Below are 16,316 nucleotides of genomic sequence, written 5' to 3'. Positions count from 1 at the left end.
TGCGGAGAACTGTATGTGGCAACAGACTCTGATAACCCTGCGGGCAAGGCCCCGGGGCTTTCATCTGGTAACGGACGAGTTACTCGCCGGCTTGCCTGAACTCAAGGCGTGTCGGGTCGGTCTGTTGCATTTGTGGCTGCAGCATACCTCGGCGTCGTTGACCATCAACGAGAACGCCGATCCGGCGGTACGTCGCGACTTCGAACGATTTTTCAATCGTCTGATCCCACAAGGAACAGACGGCTATGAGCATAACGACGAAGGCCTGGACGACCTCCCGGCGCACTTCAAGGCCAGCGTACTTGGCTGTCAGCTCAGTTTGCCGATCTCGGCAGGCCGATTGGCGTTAGGGACCTGGCAAGGTGTTTATCTGGGCGAGCACCGTGATCATGGCGGTGCTCGTAAAGTCCTCGCCACCTTGTACGGTGATGGGGCATAACCGCTGGTCAGCAGCGGCTGTTGATTTTTTTCCGGCAGCCTTCGACAGAGGGCAAAGCTGGGCTATAACTAATCTGCTTTTCGCAAGTCATGAGGTAGAACATGAGCGACGATGATCTGGAAAACGACGACCTCGAAGTAGGCGACGAAGACGAGGCCGAAGAAGGCCTGGAAGCAGCAGCGGAAGACGTTGCTGACGACGACGGCGGTGATGCGCCCGCGCCGACTGCCAAAGGCAAGGCCAAGGCCGCGGTATCGGTTGATGAACTGCCGAGTGTCGAAGCCAAGAACAAGGAGCGCGATGCCCTGGCCAAGGCCATGGAAGAGTTCCTTGCGCGTGGTGGCAAGGTGCAGGAAGTGGAGGCCAACGTGGTCGCCGATCCGCCCAAGAAGCCAGACAACAAGTACGGCAGCCGGCCTATCTGAGCCTGCTTCGCGCTTGCTGAAAAAGCCCGCCGTCGCCGCGGGCTTTTTCATGTCTGAAAAAAAACAGGGATGTTGCGACGCGTTCATTGTGGCGAGGGAGCTTGCTCCCGCTGGGTAGCGTAGCGACCTCCAAATGTTGTGCGACTGCTTCGCAGCCGAGCGGGAGCAAGCTCCCTCGCCACAAAGAATGAGGATTGTGTCAGGCGCAGGTGGTGTTCCAGCGAGCGAGCAACGCCGGCAACTCGGTCAGGCTGCGAATCTCGGCATCCGGCAGACGCTCGGCCTCCCAGTCCTTGCCCGCCGGGTTGAACCAGATTGCCCGCAATCCAGCCTGTTGTGCACCGGCAATGTCGTCGCCCGGATGATCACCGATATGCACCGCCGATTCCGGCACTGCACCACCGCGCTGCAGAGCTTCATGGAACAAGCGCGCGTCAGGTTTGGCGATGCCGATATCTTCGGCGCATAGCGCAAATTTGAAGTAGTCCGCCAGGCCTAGCCGACGCACATCGGCGTTGCCGTTGGTGACCACGCCGAGGGCGTAATGGTTGGCGAGGATTTCCAGGGTGGGTTCGACTTCGGGAAATACCTCGATCTGATGCCGGGCGTGCAAGAACACTTCAAAACTCTTGTCCGCCAGATCCGAGGCTTCTGCGTGGGTGTATCCGGACTCTTCCAGCGCCTGGAACAAGACGCGCCGACGCAAGGCGCTGATCCGATGCTTGAGTCCCGGCTCGCTGCTCAGAATGCGTTCGCGAATGGCCCACAAATGCTCCACCGGCACCGCACCCAGATTGGGCGCGTGCTCGGTCAGCCATTCACGCAAAACGGCTTCGGCGCTGACGATCACCGGGGCCGTGTCCCACAGGGTGTCGTCGAGGTCGAAGGTGATCAACTGAATACTCATGAATCATCGCCTTTCATGCGTTTGGCCCGTGGATGGGCGCTGTCGTAGACCGTGGCCAGGTGCTGGAAGTCCAGGTGGGTGTAGATTTGCGTGGTCTTGATGTCCGAATGGCCGAGCAGTTCCTGCACCGCCCGCAGGTCCTGGGAGGACTCCAGCAAATGGCTGGCAAAGGAGTGCCGCAGCATGTGCGGGTGCAGGTTTTGCCCCAGTTCACGTTCACCGGCCGCTTTGACCCGCACCTGTATCGCCCGGGGGCCGAGACGTCGGCCTTGCTGGCTGATAAATACCGCGTCATCTGCCGGGTTGGCCAGTGCGCGCAAGGGCAACCACTGTTCCAATGCCTCGCGAGCCTTCTGGCCCACCGGCAATAGCCGTGTCTTGCTGCCTTTGCCGAGCACCTGGACCATGCCGTCGGCAAGGTCGAGCTGCTCAAGATTGAGCCCGGTCAGCTCCGACAGGCGTAACCCGGAAGAGTAGAAGAGTTCGAGAATCGCCTGATCGCGACGCGCGAGAAAGTCATCCTCCACACCCCCTTCAAGCAATTGCAACGCGCGGTCGGTGTCGAGGGTTTTCGGCAGGCGTCGCTCGCCCTTGGGCGGTGCCAGGCCATTGGCCGGGTCGTGGTCGCACAGGCCTTCGCGGTTCAGATAATGATAGAGCCCGCGCACGGCTGAAAGCAGGCGCGCCAGGCTGCGCGAGGATTGGCCCTGGGCATGCAGACGGGCGATCAGGCTGCGCAAGCGCTGGATATCCAGCGCTGCCCAGCTGCCGATATTCTGTTTGACGCACCAGCCCAGCACCTTATCGAGGTCGCGGCGATAAGCCGACAGCGTGTGCGGCGACACCTGCCGCTCACTGCGCAGGTGTTCGCAGTAAGCGTCCAGTTGCCGTTCCATGTTCAGCGTACCGAGCGCAGGGAGCTGTTGACCCGTGGCAGCACGCGGCCCATCACTTCGGCGATGTAGCTGAGGAACAACGTGCCCACCGAACTTTTGTAGTGCTGCGGATCACGGCTGGCGATGGCCAGGATGCCGTGGATGCCTTGATGGCTGATGGCGACGACGGCAGTGGAGCCAATCTGCTTGCGCTGTTCTTCGCCGAACAGAAAGTCCAGCTCATGTTCACGCAGACTGCCGCTGACGCTTTTATCTTCCAGCAACAGGCCGCCGATGGCCACCTGTGCCTCGGCGTGGGTGACCCAGCGGCCCACCGGCATGGCGTTGTCGCCAAGCAGGATCAGACTGACGAAGGGCACCTGGAAATCCTGGCGCAGGCTGTCTTCGACGCAGATCACCACATCTTCCAGGCTGGTGGCGTCCATCAGCGCGAGAATCAGGCGGCGGGTCTTGTCGAAGAGTCGATCGTTGTCGCGGGCCACATCCATCAAATGCGAAAGACGATGGCGCAGTTCGATGTTGCGATCGCGCAGGATGGTCATCTGCCGCTCCACCAGGGACACGGTGTCGCCGCGCCGATGGGGAATGCGCATTGCCGGCAGCAGTTCTTCGTGCTCGACGAAGAAGTCCGGGTGAGCCTCCAGGTACGCGGCAATCGCCGCCGCCTCCAGGCTCTCGGACGGCGTTTCGTCGGACTGTCGGGCGGGTACCTGAGGCTTATCGGTCATGACGTTGGCTCACTCAAAGACGTACTTGTCCTTCGTATACGCGGACTGCCGGGCCGGTCATCAGCACCGGTTGGCCAGGGCCTGCCCACTCGATGGACAGCCGCCCACCCGGCAGGTCGATCAACAGCGGCGAATCCATCCACCCCTGGCTGATCGCCGCTACTGCAGCGGCACAGGCGCCGGTACCGCAGGCCTGGGTTTCCCCGGCCCCGCGTTCCCATACGCGCAACTGCGCTCGGCCCCGGTCGATGACCTGGAGAAAACCGACGTTGACCCGCGCCGGGAAGCGCGGGTGATGTTCGATTTTCGGCCCCAGTTCATGCACCGGTGCATTGTTGATATCGCTGACCCGCACGACGGCATGGGGATTTCCCATCGACACGGCAGCCAGCTCCACTGGCGTACCATCGACGTCAACCTGATAACTCGTCGCCTGTTCCGATGCCTGGAACGGGATATCGGCCGGTACCAGGCGCGGGGCGCCCATGTTCACGCCGATCTGGCCGTCACTGCGAACGTCCAGCTCGATGATGCCGCTTTTGGTCTCGACGCGAATCTGCCGCTTGGCGGTCAGGCGCTTGTCGAGAACGAAGCGGGCGAAACAGCGCGCACCGTTGCCGCATTGCTCCACTTCGGAACCATCGGAGTTGAAGATCCGATAGCGGAAATCCACATCCGGGTTGCTCGGTGCTTCAACGATCAGCAATTGATCGAAGCCGATGCCGGTGTGCCGATCACCCCATTGCTTGGCGTGCTTGGGCAGAATATGCGCGTGCTGGCTGACCAGGTCGAGGACCATGAAGTCATTGCCCAGGCCGTGCATTTTGGTAAAACGCAGCAGCATGGCTTACTCCGGCAGCAGGCTTTCGCCAGCAAACAACTCGGCTACCGTTTCACGGCGACGCACTTCAAATGCCTGATCACCGTCCACCAACACTTCAGCGGCGCGGCCGCGGGTGTTGTAGTTCGAACTCATGACAAACCCATAGGCGCCGGCCGAGTGCACGGCCAGCAGGTCGCCTTCTTCCAGGGCCAGTTCACGCTCTTTGGCCAGGAAGTCGCCGGTCTCGCAGATCGGGCCGACGATGTCGTAGGCGCGGGCAGCGGTGGTACGCGGGCGCACGGCGGTGACGTCCATCCAGGCCTGATACAACGCCGGGCGGATCAGGTCGTTCATGGCGGCGTCGACGATGGCGAAGTCTTTGTGCTCGGTGTGCTTGAGGTACTCGACCTGAGTCAGCAGCACGCCGGCGTTGGCGACGATGAAGCGGCCCGGCTCGAACACCAGCGCCAGGTCGCGACCGTCGAGACGCTCACGCACGGCCTTGATGTAGTCGGCAGCCAATGGCGGCTCTTCATCGCGATAACGCACGCCCAGGCCACCACCGAGATCGATGTGGCGCAGGTAGATGCCGCAATCGCCGAGACGGTCGACCAGGCCCAGGAGGCGGTCGAGGGCGTCGATGAATGGCGGCAGGGTGGTCAGTTGCGAGCCGATGTGGCAATCGACGCCGACCACTTCCAGGTTTGGCAGTTGCGCGGCACGCACGTAGACGTCTTCAGCGTCGGCGATGGCGATGCCGAACTTGTTCTCTTTGAGGCCGGTGGAAATGTACGGGTGGGTGCCGGCATCGACGTCCGGGTTGACGCGCAGCGAAATCGGCGCGCGAACGCCCAGCTCGGCGGCGACGATCTGCAGACGTTCCAGCTCGTCGGTGGATTCGACGTTGAAGCAGTGCACGCCGACTTCCAGGGCGCGACGCATGTCGTCACGGGTCTTGCCGACGCCGGAGAACACGATCTTGTCGGCACTGCCGCCGGCAGCCAGTACGCGTTCCAGTTCGCCACGGGAAACGATGTCGAAACCGGCGCCCAGACGCGCCAGGACATTCAGTACGCCCAGGTTGGAGTTGGCCTTGACCGCAAAGCACACCAGGTGCGGCATGCCTGCCAATGCATCGGCGTACGCCAGGTATTGGGCTTCGATGTGCGCGCGCGAGTAAACGTAGGTCGGTGTACCGAAGCGCTCTGCGATGGCAGACAGGGCAACACCTTCCGCGAACAGTTCACCGTCACGGTAGTTAAAAGCGTCCATGAGGTTCCCTTATTGGTAGACGTCGTGCTTGTGCGACTTGGACGGCTGCTTTTGCGAGGACTGTGCCTGCTCTGCAGGGTCCTGGCTATCGTCCGGCAGGTACAGCGGGCCTTTTTGACCACAGGCCGACACGAGGCAGGCGACCGCGAGGAGCGCGGCAAGGGAAGAGATCAGGCGCTTCATGGCGAAATCCTTGAAAATGCATTAATTGCGCCGGAGTATACCGGCCACCCGGCAGCTTGCCTATGCGAGGGGGCTCCCGTCCGGCGGGGCTTGGCTTGCTGCAGGCAAGTCGTGTGAATGCATTGTGGGAGAGGGCTTGTGTGGCGAGGGAGCTTGCTCCCACAGGAACAGTGTTTGATGTACCTATGGCATCGCTTGGTCGTTATCCTTTGCAATCGACAGGGCTCGCCCGTATCTTGCGGCGCTTGAGCCTGATCAGACAATTTTTGAGGTTGCCGCAATGAGTTTGTCCGAAGCCCGTTTTCACGATCTGGTCGATGAAACCCAGGAAAAGCTGGAAGACATCTTTGACGAAAGCGATCTGGATATCGATCTGGAGAGCTCGGCCGGTGTGCTGACCGTCAAGTTCGAGAATGGCACTCAGCTGATCTTCAGCCGCCAGGAGCCGCTGCGTCAGTTGTGGCTGGCGGCTGTTTCCGGTGGTTTCCACTTCGACTACGACGAAGAGAGCGAGCGCTGGATGTGCGACAAGAGCGAGGAGCAACTGGGTGAAATGCTTGAGCGCATCGTCAAGGCGCAGGCAGACGTCGAACTCGATTTCGAAGGTCTGTAAACGCGTGACACAGCCAGCGCCCGTCCGTCCGCCAAAGCCGCTCTACAGCAATGTCAGCCCAGCGGTGCCGTCGCCGTGCAGCGGTGTGTGCCGTCTGGATGAGCAAAAAGTCTGCCTGGGCTGCTTTCGCCATGTCGAAGACATCCGTGAATGGCGCTCGGCGGATGATCAGCGCCGGCGGGTGATTTGCGCCGAGGCTGCTCACCGCAAATCCTCGGGATAAAGGCTGTTGTGGCGAGGGAGCTTGCTCCCGCTCGGTTGCGAAGCAGCCGCACGCTTTTGGGGGCGCTTTGCTCCCAGCGGGAGCAAGCTCCCTCGCCACAATGGACCGCACGGAAGCCGGATCGCCCAGCTTGTATATTTTTTGAGCTGTGATAGTGTCCGGGTACGCCTCAACCCATCGAGGCTCGTGAAAACCCCGCCTTCTTCTGGCGGGGTTTTGCTTTTTTCGTGCAGAAGAAAGGAGTCTGCCCTGATCATGACCGCACCTTCCATCACCCTTACCCGTCTGGACGTTCAGCGTCTGGAGCGTCTGATCGACAGCCTGGATGACACGCTGCCGGGCGTTATCGCGTTGCAAACCGAACTGGATCGCGCCGATACCGTGGTCGGCCACGATGAAGTGCCCGCCGATGTCGTGACCATGAACTCCCGTGTGCACTGCCGCGAAGAAAGCAGTGGCAAGGATTACCACCTGACCTTGGTGTACCCGAAGGATGCCAATGCCGACGAAGGCAAAATCTCTATCCTGGCGCCGGTCGGCAGTGCGCTGCTGGGGTTGAAGGTCGGTCAACATATCGACTGGCCGGCACCGGGCGGCAAGACATTGAAGCTGACCTTGCTGGAAGTCGAATCGCAACCGGCCAACGGTGGCGATTACAACATCTGACCGCGTCTCAGACCTGCTCGAGCGCGGCGTTCAATGCACGCTCCAGGTCGGCCTTGTAGCGCAAATAAAGATTGCTTGAGCCGTGACCATCACCGAGCAGGCCCGCCAGATCCAGGTCGGTGATGTAGCAACGGTACCGTTCGCTCTCGCGGCGCTGCTCGACGATTTCCCGGGCGACCACGCTGAACAGCTGGTCGCCGTATTCCAGCTCTGAAAACTCCCGTTGATTGCAATACAGCGTGACCTGCACCTCGCCCGGTGCGGCTTTGCCGACGATCGCCTGTACGTCATAGAACGGTTTGTTGGCCGGGGTTTGCGGTGCTGGCCGGGCTTCGACCCGGCGCGCCCGACCCTGGCCGTGGGGCAAGAGTTGGAAGTAAAGGATGTCCGGGTTCTTCGGTTGCGCCGAATCCATCGGCAGTGCAGCGTCGCGCCGGTACTGGATCGACAGCAAAAACCGTTGCAAGGGCACCAGCAGGCTCTGCTCGTCATGCCAGGGCAACCGCTGATGCCACATGGCATTGAATTCATCGAGGACGTACAGATCAGCCAAGCCTTCATTCACCCGGTAGAACACCTGAATGCTGTCAGGCTGGCCCATGGGCAGCAGCAGTGACAGATCATGGTCTTGCAGCGCCATCGGGTCCAGCTGCAGCGGGCTGTAACCGGATTGCTCCTGTGCCAGGTATTCGAACAGGGCCGGCATCGATGTGAGGGCGGCATGTTTAACCTTGCCAGGCACCAGCTCCAGAACGTGGTAATGCTGCTGGACCTGGATCAGGTAGCGCAAATTGAGTTGGCTGAGCAGCAAGTTCTGCGCGGTGTCGAGAATGTCCTCGACGCGCTGGGCAATGAACTGCGCGCGGTTATGGCAAAAACAACGTACGCGCAACGTTGGCTGCAACGGACCATCCGGCAGGTTGTTGAGGTAATCGCGCAGGCAGTCGAGCAGGGCGTGAGGGCCGTCGTAACGATTGACCAGCACTTCGTTCCAGCTGTTGAGCGTGACCTGGTCAAGGGTCAACACCAGATTTTCGCGGACCCCTGCATAGCTCAGTGAGTCGGTGCGCTCGGTAGTCATCAGGATGTTCAAGTCGCGGTGATGCTTTAGCGGATCGACCCCGACGTTCACCAGAATCAGCACTTCGCTGGGCACGCTGGCGCGCAGCAAAGGCTCTTCGGCAACGGTTGGCAGTGGCAAGGGAATGCTTTGTTGCAGGCTGCCGAGCAGATTGAACAGCTCGAATTCGCTCATATCGCTGCTGCCGGGGTGCAAGGCGAGGCGCGTACTGCTGTCGATCACGCCGTTGCGGTGGCACCAAGTGAGCAATTCAAGCAGATGGCGGCTGCGCTTGATCGGCGCGAAATGCTCCCATTCGAGGGCATTGAGGCTGCCGTTGTACAAACCCCATTGGCTTTGTCCGGATTCTTTCTTGTCGGGCGAGTGCACCAGCGTCAGGGTGTCTTCGGCCAGGTCGGGGGCAATGCCCGGATTGATGAACTCGACCTTGTCGGCCTTGCGCTCGAACGCCGCGTAGAGACGACGGCCGAGCACGCTCAAGTCGCGTTTGTTGATCAGACTGACGGTTTGTTCGTTGCGGGCGAACTGGTTCAGGAAGCGGTAGCTGTAGTTCAGTTCGTTGACCAGGGCGCGGCGCTCCGATCCAACTTGCCTGACTTTCCACTGGCTGCGGCTGTCGAGCAGCGCCAGTTGTCGCTGGTCCCACTTCCATTCATGGGCCAGGCGTTCAAGCAGCGAGCGTTGCCAGCCCTGGGTACGGCCGCCGCTGCCGGTCAGTTTGCGGTTGACCTTCAGGTACAGCGCGCGACGCACCAGTTCCAGGCGTTCCGGTTCATTTCGGGCGACGAGATATTCTTCGATGCGCCGGTAAACCACGACATATGGATCCAGCTCATCGAGATCGAGCTGATTGGCGAACACCGCTTGCTTGAAGCGCAGGCTCAGGCACTGGACCCTGGGGTGTTCGCTGGCGTAAACCTCGGTCAGCAGCAGCTTGAGCACCGATTTGTACGGCGACTCGATGCCCTTGAACAGCTGCCACAGGCCGGCGCCAACAAACTCGCCGGGTGGAATAAAGGCCAGATGCCCCAAGTCCAGGCTTTCGTCGGCGCGGATGAAGCGCTTGGAGAGCAGCGTGTGAGTGTAGCGGTCGTAACTCGCCTCTTCGTAGACCGGCACCAGCCACCAGATCGGTGTGCGTCCTGCCAGCCAGATGGCAGTGCGATAGAACTCGTCGAGCAGCAGATAGTGCTGGGTGGTGCCGCAGTCTTCCGAACTCAGCTGTGTATCGCGCTCGCCGCGAACGAAACGAACCGGATCAATCAGAAAGAAATGCGCCTCCGCACCCTGGCTCGCCGCCCAGGCTTCAAGCAGTTGGCATTTCTTGCGCAGCTCGGCGAGCTCGTTTTCGGTCAAGTCCGGGCTGTGGCACACCCACACGTCCATATCACTCTGATCCGCCTGGGCCAGCGTGCCGAGGCTGCCCATCAGAAACAATCCGTGAATCGGCCTGGGCGGATTACTGCCGTGGCGCGGCTTGTAGGAAAACGATCGGGTCAGGCGCTGGGCTTCGGCCAGGACGTGGGTGTCCGGCTCGTAATTCGACACGCCGGCCGGCGTGTTGCCGGAAACGTAGCCTGGCAACAGTGGATGATTGACGTGGAAGAACAACGGCAAGAGGCTCAATACCAATTGCTGGCGAGTGGACAAGCCTTCTATGGCACGGGCCAGGCGGCCGTCATTGAGCTTCAGAAAACGTGCGCGCAGCTGGCTGAGAACCTTTCGGTCGATTCCCTCTTCCAGATCGGGGCGGATTTCATGGGTGCGGGTCATGTCAGCTCAAACCGGCTCGCGGGGCTCGGGTGTGGGGCTCTCGGGTGAGGGGCAGTTTAGCGCCTCGGCCACGGGATTTTTAAGCTGAATTTGTTTTTTGACGTCAGATTTCTATCGCCTGGCGACAGCGCTCGGCAGAAACGGGCAACCCGGCTGGCCCGCGGAAATCCCATGGCAGGGGTTTCCGTGGGCGAAGGGGCGATTCAGGCTGTTTCCTGGACGCTCAGAATGGTCAGGACTGTTTGTACGCTTTGAGCGGCATCACGGCCCAGGCTGGTCAGATAACCGCCATCGGGCTGGTCGATCAGTTCTTTTTCATGCAGGCGTTTGGCAGCGGCAATGTGTTTCGGGGCAGCGGTCTGATGAATTTTCAAACCTTCCTGGGAACTGTCCAGGTTGAAGAGTGCGAGGACTTCCAGTTCGGCAACCAACTCAGGGGTAAGCGACATAAGGACTCCAGACTTTCTAGGAATTGGACGACAGCGCCCCTAAGGTGATCTCACTCGTGCGGCATGTCCAGTGCTGGCGGCAGGGTTTTTTTGCCTGGGGCGGCTTTCCCCAGCTGCGGGGTGCCGCAGGAGCGAGGCTTGCCCGCGAAGAGCCGTGACGAGGTTTTCAGATAAACCGCGGCGAGGCTTACACGGGCACACACGCTGGTTTATTTCTTTTCCGGTGGCAGTTCCGGCAATGCGCGCAGCGCTGCTTCATACCATTGGGTGTTGAATGCGCGGTCTTCTTCGAGGATTGCGTCGATTTCTACCGCTAGAACGTGAGCCATCAGATTGAGGATTTCTTCGCGCTCGTAACCTACCAGGGTCAACTTGTTGAACGTTGCCTTGGCTGCTGGCGGGTTGTCGCTTTCGATCTGGTTTTCGATAGCTTCGACCAGCGTGTTCTCGGCGAACTCTTCTTCGTCGGCATCGATATCGGTTGGCTCGCTCATGGCAGGCTCCTTGGGAAAAGATGGCCAGTTTACCCGCATTCATGCCCGTGATGCTGCTGGCAAGAAACGCCGCAGCGTTCTATAAACAGGCACTGCCCACCCCGCACGGCCTGGAGGCTATGTGATGCTCAAGCTTTACGGATTTGCTGTCAGCAACTACTACAACATGGTCAAACTGGCTCTGCTGGAAAAAGGCCTGCCCTTCGAAGAAGTGCCGTTTTACGCCGGGCAAACCCCGGAAGCGCTCGCCATCAGCCCGCGTGGAAAAGTACCGGTGCTGGGCGTCGAGCAGGGTTTCATCAATGAAACCAGCGTCATTCTCGAATACATCGAGCAAAGCCAGAAAGGCACGCCGCTGCTGCCCAGCGATCCTTACGAGCGGGCGCAGGTGCTGGCATTGGCCAAGGAGATCGAGTTGTATATCGAACTGCCGGGCCGTGCCTGCTATGGCGAAGCGTTTTTCGGAACGACATTGCCGGATGCCATCAAGGAAAAGACCCGCACCGAGCTGCTGCTGGGCATGGCGTCCCTGGGCCGACACGGCAAATTCAGCCCTTACGTGGCGGGCGACAGTTTGAGCGTGGCGGATCTGTATTTCCTGTACAGCGTGCCGTTGGCGTGCGGGGTCGCCAAGAAACTGTTCGATATCGATTTGTTGGCCGAGCTGCCGGCAGCGAAGGCACTGTTGCAGCGGCTGGAGCAGAATCCGAATGTGCAACGGATTGCTGCGGACAAGGACGCGGCGATGCCGGCGTTCATGGCGATGATTGCAGCCAAGAAGTAGATTTGCAGCGCTCCTGAGTCAGCCATCGCGGGCAAGCCCCGCTCCCACAGTATTGTGTCGGTCAACAGATGGTGACTCGGCGCCAATCCTGTGGGAGCGGGCTTGCCCGCGATACTTTTAGCGGCTGGCGAGCAATGCCTGACCGCGTGCCACGGCTGCCTTGACCTGCGCCGGCGCGGTGCCGCCGATGTGGTTGCGCGCATTGACCGAGCCTTCGAGGGTCAGCACGGCGAATACATCCTGATCGATCTGGTCGCTGAACTTGCGCAATTCTTCCAGGCTCATTTCCGCCAGGTCCTTGCCGCTTTCAACGCCATACTTCACGGCATGGCCGACGATTTCGTGGCAATCCCGGAACGGCAGGCCACGACGCACCAGGTAATCGGCCAGGTCAGTGGCGGTGGAGAAACCGCGCAGCGCCGCCTCACGCATCATCGCGTGCTTGGGCTTGATCGCCGGAATCATGTCGGCAAAGGCGCGCAATGAGTCGCGCAAGGTATCGGCGGCGTCGAACAACGGCTCCTTGTCTTCCTGGTTGTCCTTGTTGTAGGCCAGCGGCTGGCCTTTCATCAAGGTCAGCAAGCCCATCAGCGCCCCGAATACCCGGCCGCTTTTGCCGCGTACCAGCTCTGGCACGTCCGGGTTTTTCTTTTGCGGCATGATCGAGCTGCCGGTGCAGAAACGGTCCGGCAGATCGATGAACTGGAACTGCGCGCTGGTCCACAGCACCAGCTCTTCGGAGAAGCGCGACAGGTGCATCATCGCGATGCTCGCGGCGGAACAGAATTCGATGGCGAAATCGCGATCGGACACGTTGTCCAGCGAGTTGCCGCCGACGGCGTCGAAGCCCAGCAGTTGCGCGGTGTACTCGCGGTCGATCGGGTAGGTGGTGCCCGCCAGCGCAGCGCTGCCCAGCGGCATGCGGTTGGTGCGCTTGCGGCAGTCGACCAGGCGCTCATAGTCGCGGCTGAGCATTTCAAACCAGGCCAGCATGTGGTGCCCGAAGGTAACCGGCTGAGCCGTCTGCAGGTGGGTGAAACCGGGCATGATGCTGCCGGCTTCGCGCTCGGCCTGTTCCAGCAAGCCTTTTTGCAGGCGGGTGATTTCGCTCAGGATCAGGTCGATCTCGTCACGCAGCCACAGACGGATGTCAGTAGCGACCTGGTCGTTGCGGCTGCGGCCGGTGTGCAGCTTTTTGCCCGTCACGCCGATTCGGTCGGTCAGACGCGCCTCGATATTCATGTGCACGTCTTCGAGATCGACGCGCCAGTCGAACTGGCCGGCCTCGATTTCAGCCTGGATGGTCTTCAGGCCATCGATGATGCTGTCGCGCTCGGCATCGGTCAGCACGCCGACCTTGGCCAGCATGGTGGCGTGGGCGATCGAGCCCATGATGTCGTGGCGATACAGGCGCTGGTCGAAGGTGACGGAGGCGGTGAAGCGGGCGACGAAGGCGTCGACGGGTTCACTGAAGCGGCCGCCCCAGGACTGATTGGTCTTGTCAGTGCTCATGAATTCGCTCGTATCGGCTGAAGAAAAATGGCGTTGAAACTGGCGCGGATAATAACAGGGTTGCCAATCGTGTCGGTGACACTGGTCGACTGGTTTTTCATGTCGTGAGTTGTGTCAGGTCAAGCCGTGGACGAATTGCACAACGATATTTTTCAATTGAGCAATATCGTCTCGGCAACCGTCTACAGTTGGACAATAGGATCAGCGCACTTCCTGGTGCCAAAGCTGACTATAAGAAGAGGGGTGTCCGTATTGCGTATCAGCAAACCCTGTGGCGATGTGTCGCCAAAGCGGGCCTGGGCCGCCAATCGCCCGGCAGATGAAAATTTAGCTGCCCGACAAGCGGCACTTTTTGACGCTCGCGCTAGTCTTAGCGTGGATCGCGGTGACGGACGTCACTTCACCTGTCTACGCTATCCTTGTGCAAGACTCACGCAGGAATCCAGCGCAATATGAATGTCCTGATCGTTGATGACGACCCCCTAGCCCGCGAGCGCCTGAGCCGAATGGTTGGCGAACTCGAGGGATACAGTGTCCTGGAGCCCAGCGCCACGAATGGCGAAGAAGCGTTGGCACTGATCGACAGCCACAAACCGGACATCGTGCTGCTCGATGTCCGTATGCCGGGCCTCGATGGCCTGCAGGTGGCCGCACGATTGTGCGAACGTGAAACTCCGCCCGCCGTGGTGTTTTGCACCGGGCCCGATGAATTTGCCGTGGAAGCCTTACAGGCCAGCGCCGTAGGCTATCTGGTGAAACCTGTGAGAACTGAACATTTACAAGACGCATTAAAAAAAGCCGAGCGCCCCAATCGTGTTCAACTCTCGGCCCTGACCCGTCCGGCTGCCGAAAGCGGCAGTGGTCCCCGCAGCCACATCAGCGCCCGCACCCGTAAAGGGATCGAGCTGATTCCGCTGGACCAGGTGGTCTACTTCATCGCCGATCACAAATACGTGACCTTGCGCCATGAAGCGGGCGAAGTGTTGCTCGATGAGCCGCTCAAAGCGCTTGAGGACGAATTCGGTGACCGTTTCGTGCGGATCCATCGTAACGCGCTGGTTGCCCGTGAACGCATCGAACGCTTGCAACGCACACCGCTTGGGCATTTCCAGCTGTTTCTCAAAGGCCTGAACGGTGACGCATTGATCGTCAGTCGACGCCATGTGGCCGGCGTGCGGAAAATGATGCAACAGCTTTGATTCGCTGTTCGCAGGCGAGTTTCACACCCGATTGCCGGATATCCGGGGCCAGGGAGGCCGAGTAGTTTCTGATACAAGTCAAAGTGGATTTGGCTGAGCTGTTATTATCCGTCGTATCTTTTCAGTACGGATTGATCCATGTCCTCTCGCCAAATCCGCATCGCCACCCGCAAAAGTGCTCTCGCCCTGTGGCAGGCCGAATACGTCAAAGCCCGTCTCGAACAGGCCCACCCGGGTTTGCTCGTGACGTTGGTGCCGATGGTCAGTCGAGGCGACAAGCTTCTCGACTCGCCATTGTCGAAAATCGGTGGCAAGGGCCTGTTCGTCAAGGAACTGGAAACCGCCCTGCTGGAAAACGAAGCCGACATCGCCGTGCATTCGATGAAAGACGTGCCGATGGACTTCCCCGAAGGGCTCGGCCTTTTCTGCATCTGCGAACGCGAAGACCCGCGTGATGCATTCGTCTCCAATACCTATTCCAGCCTGGACGAGTTGCCGCAAGGCAGCATTGTCGGCACGTCGAGCCTGCGCCGCCAGGCTCAGTTGCTGACCCGTCGTCCGGACCTGGAAATCCGTTTCCTGCGTGGCAACGTCAATACGCGTCTGGCCAAACTGGATGCCGGCGAATACGACGCCATTATTCTCGCCGCTGCCGGGTTGATCCGGCTGGGCTTTGAAGATCGCATCACCTCGGCCATCAGCGTCGACGACAGCCTGCCGGCCGGTGGCCAGGGCGCCGTGGGCATTGAGTGCCGGACTGCCGACAGCGAAATTCATGCGCTGCTGGCGCCGCTGCATCACCAGGACACCGCCACCCGCGTGACCGCCGAGCGTGCTCTCAACAAACACCTCAATGGCGGCTGCCAGGTGCCTATCGCCTGTTACGCCGTGCTTGAAGGCGAGCAGGTCTGGCTGCGTGGCCTGGTGGGCGACCCGAGCGGTGGCCTGCTGCTCAGCGCCCAGGCGCGTGCGCCACGTGGTGCTGCCGAAGCCTTGGGTGTGCAAGTGGCCGAGGATCTCTTGAGCCAGGGCGCCGCCGACATTCTCAAAGCGGTCTACGGCGAGGCAGGTCACGAGTGACTGGCTGGCGCTTGCTGCTGACGCGTCCAGCGGATGAGTCGGCAGCCCTGAGCCGTTTTCTGGCCGGGCAGGGGATTTTCAGCAGCAGCTTGCCGCTTTTGGACATCGTGCCGATCCCTGCCTCTGACACAATGCTAGGCGTGATTCAGAACCTCGAACGATTTTGTGCGGTGATCGTGGTCAGCAAGCCTGCTGCGCGAATCGGCGTCGAATTGCTCGAACGCTCCGGCTCGCAAGCAATGGGTGTGAAGTGGTTCAGTGTCGGTGCCGCGACGGCGCAGATCCTTGAGGATCAAGGCCTGGACGTGAGCTTCCCGGATGATGGGGACGACAGCGAAGCCTTGCTTGAACTTGCAGCGCTGCGCGAGGCTCTTGCCCGGCCGGATCCCGAGGTTCTGATCCTGCGCGGCGAGGGCGGGCGCGAACTGCTGGCCGAGCGCTTGCGTGAGCGAGGTGCTAGTGTCGAGTATCTGGAGTTGTACCGCCGCCAGTTGCCGATGTACCCGTCGGCAGCGCTGCCGGAGCGGATCGAAGCGGAACGCCTGAACGCACTGGTGGTCAGCAGTGGACAGGGTTTTGAGCACCTGCATCAATTGGCTGGCGATGCCTGGCCGCAATTGGCGCAGTTGCCGTTGTTTGTACCAAGCCCCAGGGTCGCCGAGCTGGCACGTGCCGCCGGAGCCCTGAAAGTTGTGGATTGTCGTGGTGCGAGCGCCGCGGCTTTGCTGACGGCGTTACGGGAGCATCCCGTGCCCGTTCTCTAATGCAA

19 protein-coding genes are annotated in these 16,316 nt (G+C 60.6%); 9 read left to right on the top strand and 10 right to left on the bottom strand.

What is annotated here, in order from left to right:
- Window positions 1-13 precede the first annotated feature (13 nt).
- Together D8U69_RS28415 and sutA are read left to right on the top strand one after the other, a co-directional pair.
- On the top strand, window positions 14-439 hold the full coding sequence (locus tag D8U69_RS28415) for a secondary thiamine-phosphate synthase enzyme YjbQ (protein ID WP_056854129.1): 426 nt from the start codon (window positions 14-16) through the stop codon (window positions 437-439).
- A gap of 101 nt (window positions 440-540) precedes the next feature.
- Complete coding sequence (sutA, locus tag D8U69_RS28410) at window positions 541-864, top strand: transcriptional regulator SutA (RefSeq protein ID WP_034147693.1); 324 nt, start codon at window positions 541-543, stop codon at window positions 862-864.
- 199 nt (window positions 865-1,063) lie between these two features.
- Here sutA and D8U69_RS28405 read toward each other — a convergent pair whose 3' ends face one another.
- Genes D8U69_RS28405 through D8U69_RS28380 form a run of 6 tightly spaced genes read right to left on the bottom strand, consistent with a single transcriptional unit; the run spans window position 1,064 to window position 5,673 of the window.
- Window positions 1,064-1,771, bottom strand: a complete 708-nt coding sequence (locus tag D8U69_RS28405; protein ID WP_056854128.1) for an HAD-IA family hydrolase — start codon at window positions 1,769-1,771, stop codon at window positions 1,064-1,066.
- On the bottom strand, window positions 1,768-2,667 hold the full coding sequence (xerC, locus tag D8U69_RS28400; protein WP_056854127.1) for a tyrosine recombinase XerC: 900 nt from the start codon (window positions 2,665-2,667) through the stop codon (window positions 1,768-1,770). Before xerC ends, D8U69_RS28405 begins: the two co-directional genes overlap by 4 nt.
- Before the next feature lie 2 nt (window positions 2,668-2,669).
- Complete coding sequence (locus D8U69_RS28395) at window positions 2,670-3,395, bottom strand: DUF484 family protein (RefSeq protein WP_130903813.1); 726 nt, start codon at window positions 3,393-3,395, stop codon at window positions 2,670-2,672.
- Between the two features lie 13 nt (window positions 3,396-3,408).
- A complete protein-coding gene (gene dapF, locus D8U69_RS28390) occupies window positions 3,409-4,239 on the bottom strand; it encodes a diaminopimelate epimerase (protein ID WP_056854125.1) in 831 nt (276 codons plus the stop codon).
- Window positions 4,240-4,242: 3 nt separating this feature from the next.
- Window positions 4,243-5,490, bottom strand: a complete 1,248-nt coding sequence (lysA, locus tag D8U69_RS28385; RefSeq protein WP_056854124.1) for a diaminopimelate decarboxylase — start codon at window positions 5,488-5,490, stop codon at window positions 4,243-4,245.
- Between the two features lie 9 nt (window positions 5,491-5,499).
- Window positions 5,500-5,673, bottom strand: coding sequence for a lipoprotein (locus D8U69_RS28380; protein ID WP_082557570.1), 174 nt, complete (start codon window positions 5,671-5,673; stop codon window positions 5,500-5,502).
- 280 nt (window positions 5,674-5,953) lie between these two features.
- On the opposite strand from D8U69_RS28380, the gene cyaY reads away from it, so the two are divergent.
- The 3 genes from cyaY to rnk all read left to right on the top strand — a co-directional run bounded on the left by cyaY (window position 5,954) and on the right by rnk (window position 7,175).
- The gene (cyaY, locus tag D8U69_RS28375; protein ID WP_056854123.1) at window positions 5,954-6,286 is read left to right on the top strand and encodes an iron donor protein CyaY; all 333 of its coding nucleotides are present in this window, start codon (window positions 5,954-5,956) and stop codon (window positions 6,284-6,286) included.
- Between the two features lie 4 nt (window positions 6,287-6,290).
- Entirely contained in the window at window positions 6,291-6,509 is a 219-nt protein-coding gene (locus D8U69_RS28370; protein ID WP_082557569.1) for a DUF1289 domain-containing protein, read from the top strand.
- A 255-nt stretch (window positions 6,510-6,764) separates the two neighbouring features.
- Window positions 6,765-7,175 carry a nucleoside diphosphate kinase regulator gene (rnk, locus tag D8U69_RS28360; protein ID WP_056854122.1) on the top strand — a complete coding sequence of 137 codons (411 nt, stop codon included), beginning with the start codon at window positions 6,765-6,767 and terminating at the stop codon, window positions 7,173-7,175.
- Between the two features lie 7 nt (window positions 7,176-7,182).
- Here rnk and D8U69_RS28355 read toward each other — a convergent pair whose 3' ends face one another.
- The 3 genes from D8U69_RS28355 to D8U69_RS28345 all read right to left on the bottom strand — a co-directional run bounded on the left by D8U69_RS28355 (window position 7,183) and on the right by D8U69_RS28345 (window position 10,972).
- Window positions 7,183-10,029 carry a class I adenylate cyclase gene (locus tag D8U69_RS28355; RefSeq protein ID WP_130908603.1) on the bottom strand — a complete coding sequence of 949 codons (2,847 nt, stop codon included), beginning with the start codon at window positions 10,027-10,029 and terminating at the stop codon, window positions 7,183-7,185.
- A 203-nt stretch (window positions 10,030-10,232) separates the two neighbouring features.
- Window positions 10,233-10,478, bottom strand: coding sequence for a TIGR02647 family protein (locus D8U69_RS28350; RefSeq protein WP_056854120.1), 246 nt, complete (start codon window positions 10,476-10,478; stop codon window positions 10,233-10,235).
- Between the two features lie 209 nt (window positions 10,479-10,687).
- Complete coding sequence (locus D8U69_RS28345; protein WP_056854119.1) at window positions 10,688-10,972, bottom strand: hypothetical protein; 285 nt, start codon at window positions 10,970-10,972, stop codon at window positions 10,688-10,690.
- 124 nt (window positions 10,973-11,096) lie between these two features.
- On the opposite strand from D8U69_RS28345, the gene D8U69_RS28340 reads away from it, so the two are divergent.
- Complete coding sequence (locus D8U69_RS28340; RefSeq protein WP_056854118.1) at window positions 11,097-11,756, top strand: glutathione S-transferase; 660 nt, start codon at window positions 11,097-11,099, stop codon at window positions 11,754-11,756.
- A 117-nt stretch (window positions 11,757-11,873) separates the two neighbouring features.
- Here D8U69_RS28340 and argH read toward each other — a convergent pair whose 3' ends face one another.
- Window positions 11,874-13,268 carry an argininosuccinate lyase gene (argH, locus tag D8U69_RS28335; RefSeq protein ID WP_130903816.1) on the bottom strand — a complete coding sequence of 465 codons (1,395 nt, stop codon included), beginning with the start codon at window positions 13,266-13,268 and terminating at the stop codon, window positions 11,874-11,876.
- 452 nt (window positions 13,269-13,720) lie between these two features.
- Between argH and D8U69_RS28330 the strand changes: the two genes are divergently transcribed.
- From D8U69_RS28330 to D8U69_RS28320, 3 genes are all read left to right on the top strand, one after another.
- Window positions 13,721-14,467: a LytTR family DNA-binding domain-containing protein gene (locus tag D8U69_RS28330; protein ID WP_056854116.1), complete on the top strand. Its 747-nt coding sequence runs from the start codon at window positions 13,721-13,723 to the stop codon at window positions 14,465-14,467.
- A 138-nt stretch (window positions 14,468-14,605) separates the two neighbouring features.
- Window positions 14,606-15,547 (top strand): hydroxymethylbilane synthase, encoded by a 942-nt coding sequence (gene hemC, locus D8U69_RS28325; protein WP_056854115.1) that lies wholly within the window; start codon window positions 14,606-14,608, stop codon window positions 15,545-15,547.
- Window positions 15,544-16,311 (top strand): uroporphyrinogen-III synthase, encoded by a 768-nt coding sequence (locus D8U69_RS28320; RefSeq protein WP_130908602.1) that lies wholly within the window; start codon window positions 15,544-15,546, stop codon window positions 16,309-16,311. Before hemC ends, D8U69_RS28320 begins: the two co-directional genes overlap by 4 nt.
- The last annotated feature ends 5 nt before the right edge of the window (window positions 16,312-16,316 follow it).

Source organism: Pseudomonas sp. Sample_16 (genome assembly GCF_004307665.1).
Classification (GTDB): domain Bacteria; phylum Pseudomonadota; class Gammaproteobacteria; order Pseudomonadales; family Pseudomonadaceae; genus Aquipseudomonas.
The sequence above is the reverse complement of the archived record's forward strand: the minus strand, read 5'-3'. Positions and strand labels throughout refer to the sequence as shown.

Bases quoted from the DNA above. Each gene is read 5' to 3' on its own strand.
- sutA (WP_034147693.1), top strand. From the start codon at position 541: ATGAGCGACGATGATCTGGAAAACGACGACCTCGAAGTAGGCGACGAA.
- lysA (WP_056854124.1), bottom strand. From the start codon at position 5,490: ATGGACGCTTTTAACTACCGTGACGGTGAACTGTTCGCGGAAGGTGTT.
- rnk (WP_056854122.1), top strand. From the start codon at position 6,765: ATGACCGCACCTTCCATCACCCTTACCCGTCTGGACGTTCAGCGTCTG.
- D8U69_RS28380 (WP_082557570.1), bottom strand. From the start codon at position 5,673: ATGAAGCGCCTGATCTCTTCCCTTGCCGCGCTCCTCGCGGTCGCCTGC.
- D8U69_RS28355 (WP_130908603.1), bottom strand. From the start codon at position 10,029: ATGACCCGCACCCATGAAATCCGCCCCGATCTGGAAGAGGGAATCGAC.
- D8U69_RS28330 (WP_056854116.1), top strand. From the start codon at position 13,721: ATGAATGTCCTGATCGTTGATGACGACCCCCTAGCCCGCGAGCGCCTG.
- argH (WP_130903816.1), bottom strand. From the start codon at position 13,268: ATGAGCACTGACAAGACCAATCAGTCCTGGGGCGGCCGCTTCAGTGAA.
- D8U69_RS28405 (WP_056854128.1), bottom strand. From the start codon at position 1,771: ATGAGTATTCAGTTGATCACCTTCGACCTCGACGACACCCTGTGGGAC.
- cyaY (WP_056854123.1), top strand. From the start codon at position 5,954: ATGAGTTTGTCCGAAGCCCGTTTTCACGATCTGGTCGATGAAACCCAG.
- D8U69_RS28345 (WP_056854119.1), bottom strand. From the start codon at position 10,972: ATGAGCGAGCCAACCGATATCGATGCCGACGAAGAAGAGTTCGCCGAG.
- D8U69_RS28350 (WP_056854120.1), bottom strand. From the start codon at position 10,478: ATGTCGCTTACCCCTGAGTTGGTTGCCGAACTGGAAGTCCTCGCACTC.
- dapF (WP_056854125.1), bottom strand. From the start codon at position 4,239: ATGCTGCTGCGTTTTACCAAAATGCACGGCCTGGGCAATGACTTCATG.
- D8U69_RS28415 (WP_056854129.1), top strand. From the start codon at position 14: ATGTGGCAACAGACTCTGATAACCCTGCGGGCAAGGCCCCGGGGCTTT.
- hemC (WP_056854115.1), top strand. From the start codon at position 14,606: ATGTCCTCTCGCCAAATCCGCATCGCCACCCGCAAAAGTGCTCTCGCC.
- xerC (WP_056854127.1), bottom strand. From the start codon at position 2,667: ATGGAACGGCAACTGGACGCTTACTGCGAACACCTGCGCAGTGAGCGG.
- D8U69_RS28395 (WP_130903813.1), bottom strand. From the start codon at position 3,395: ATGACCGATAAGCCTCAGGTACCCGCCCGACAGTCCGACGAAACGCCG.
- D8U69_RS28340 (WP_056854118.1), top strand. From the start codon at position 11,097: ATGCTCAAGCTTTACGGATTTGCTGTCAGCAACTACTACAACATGGTC.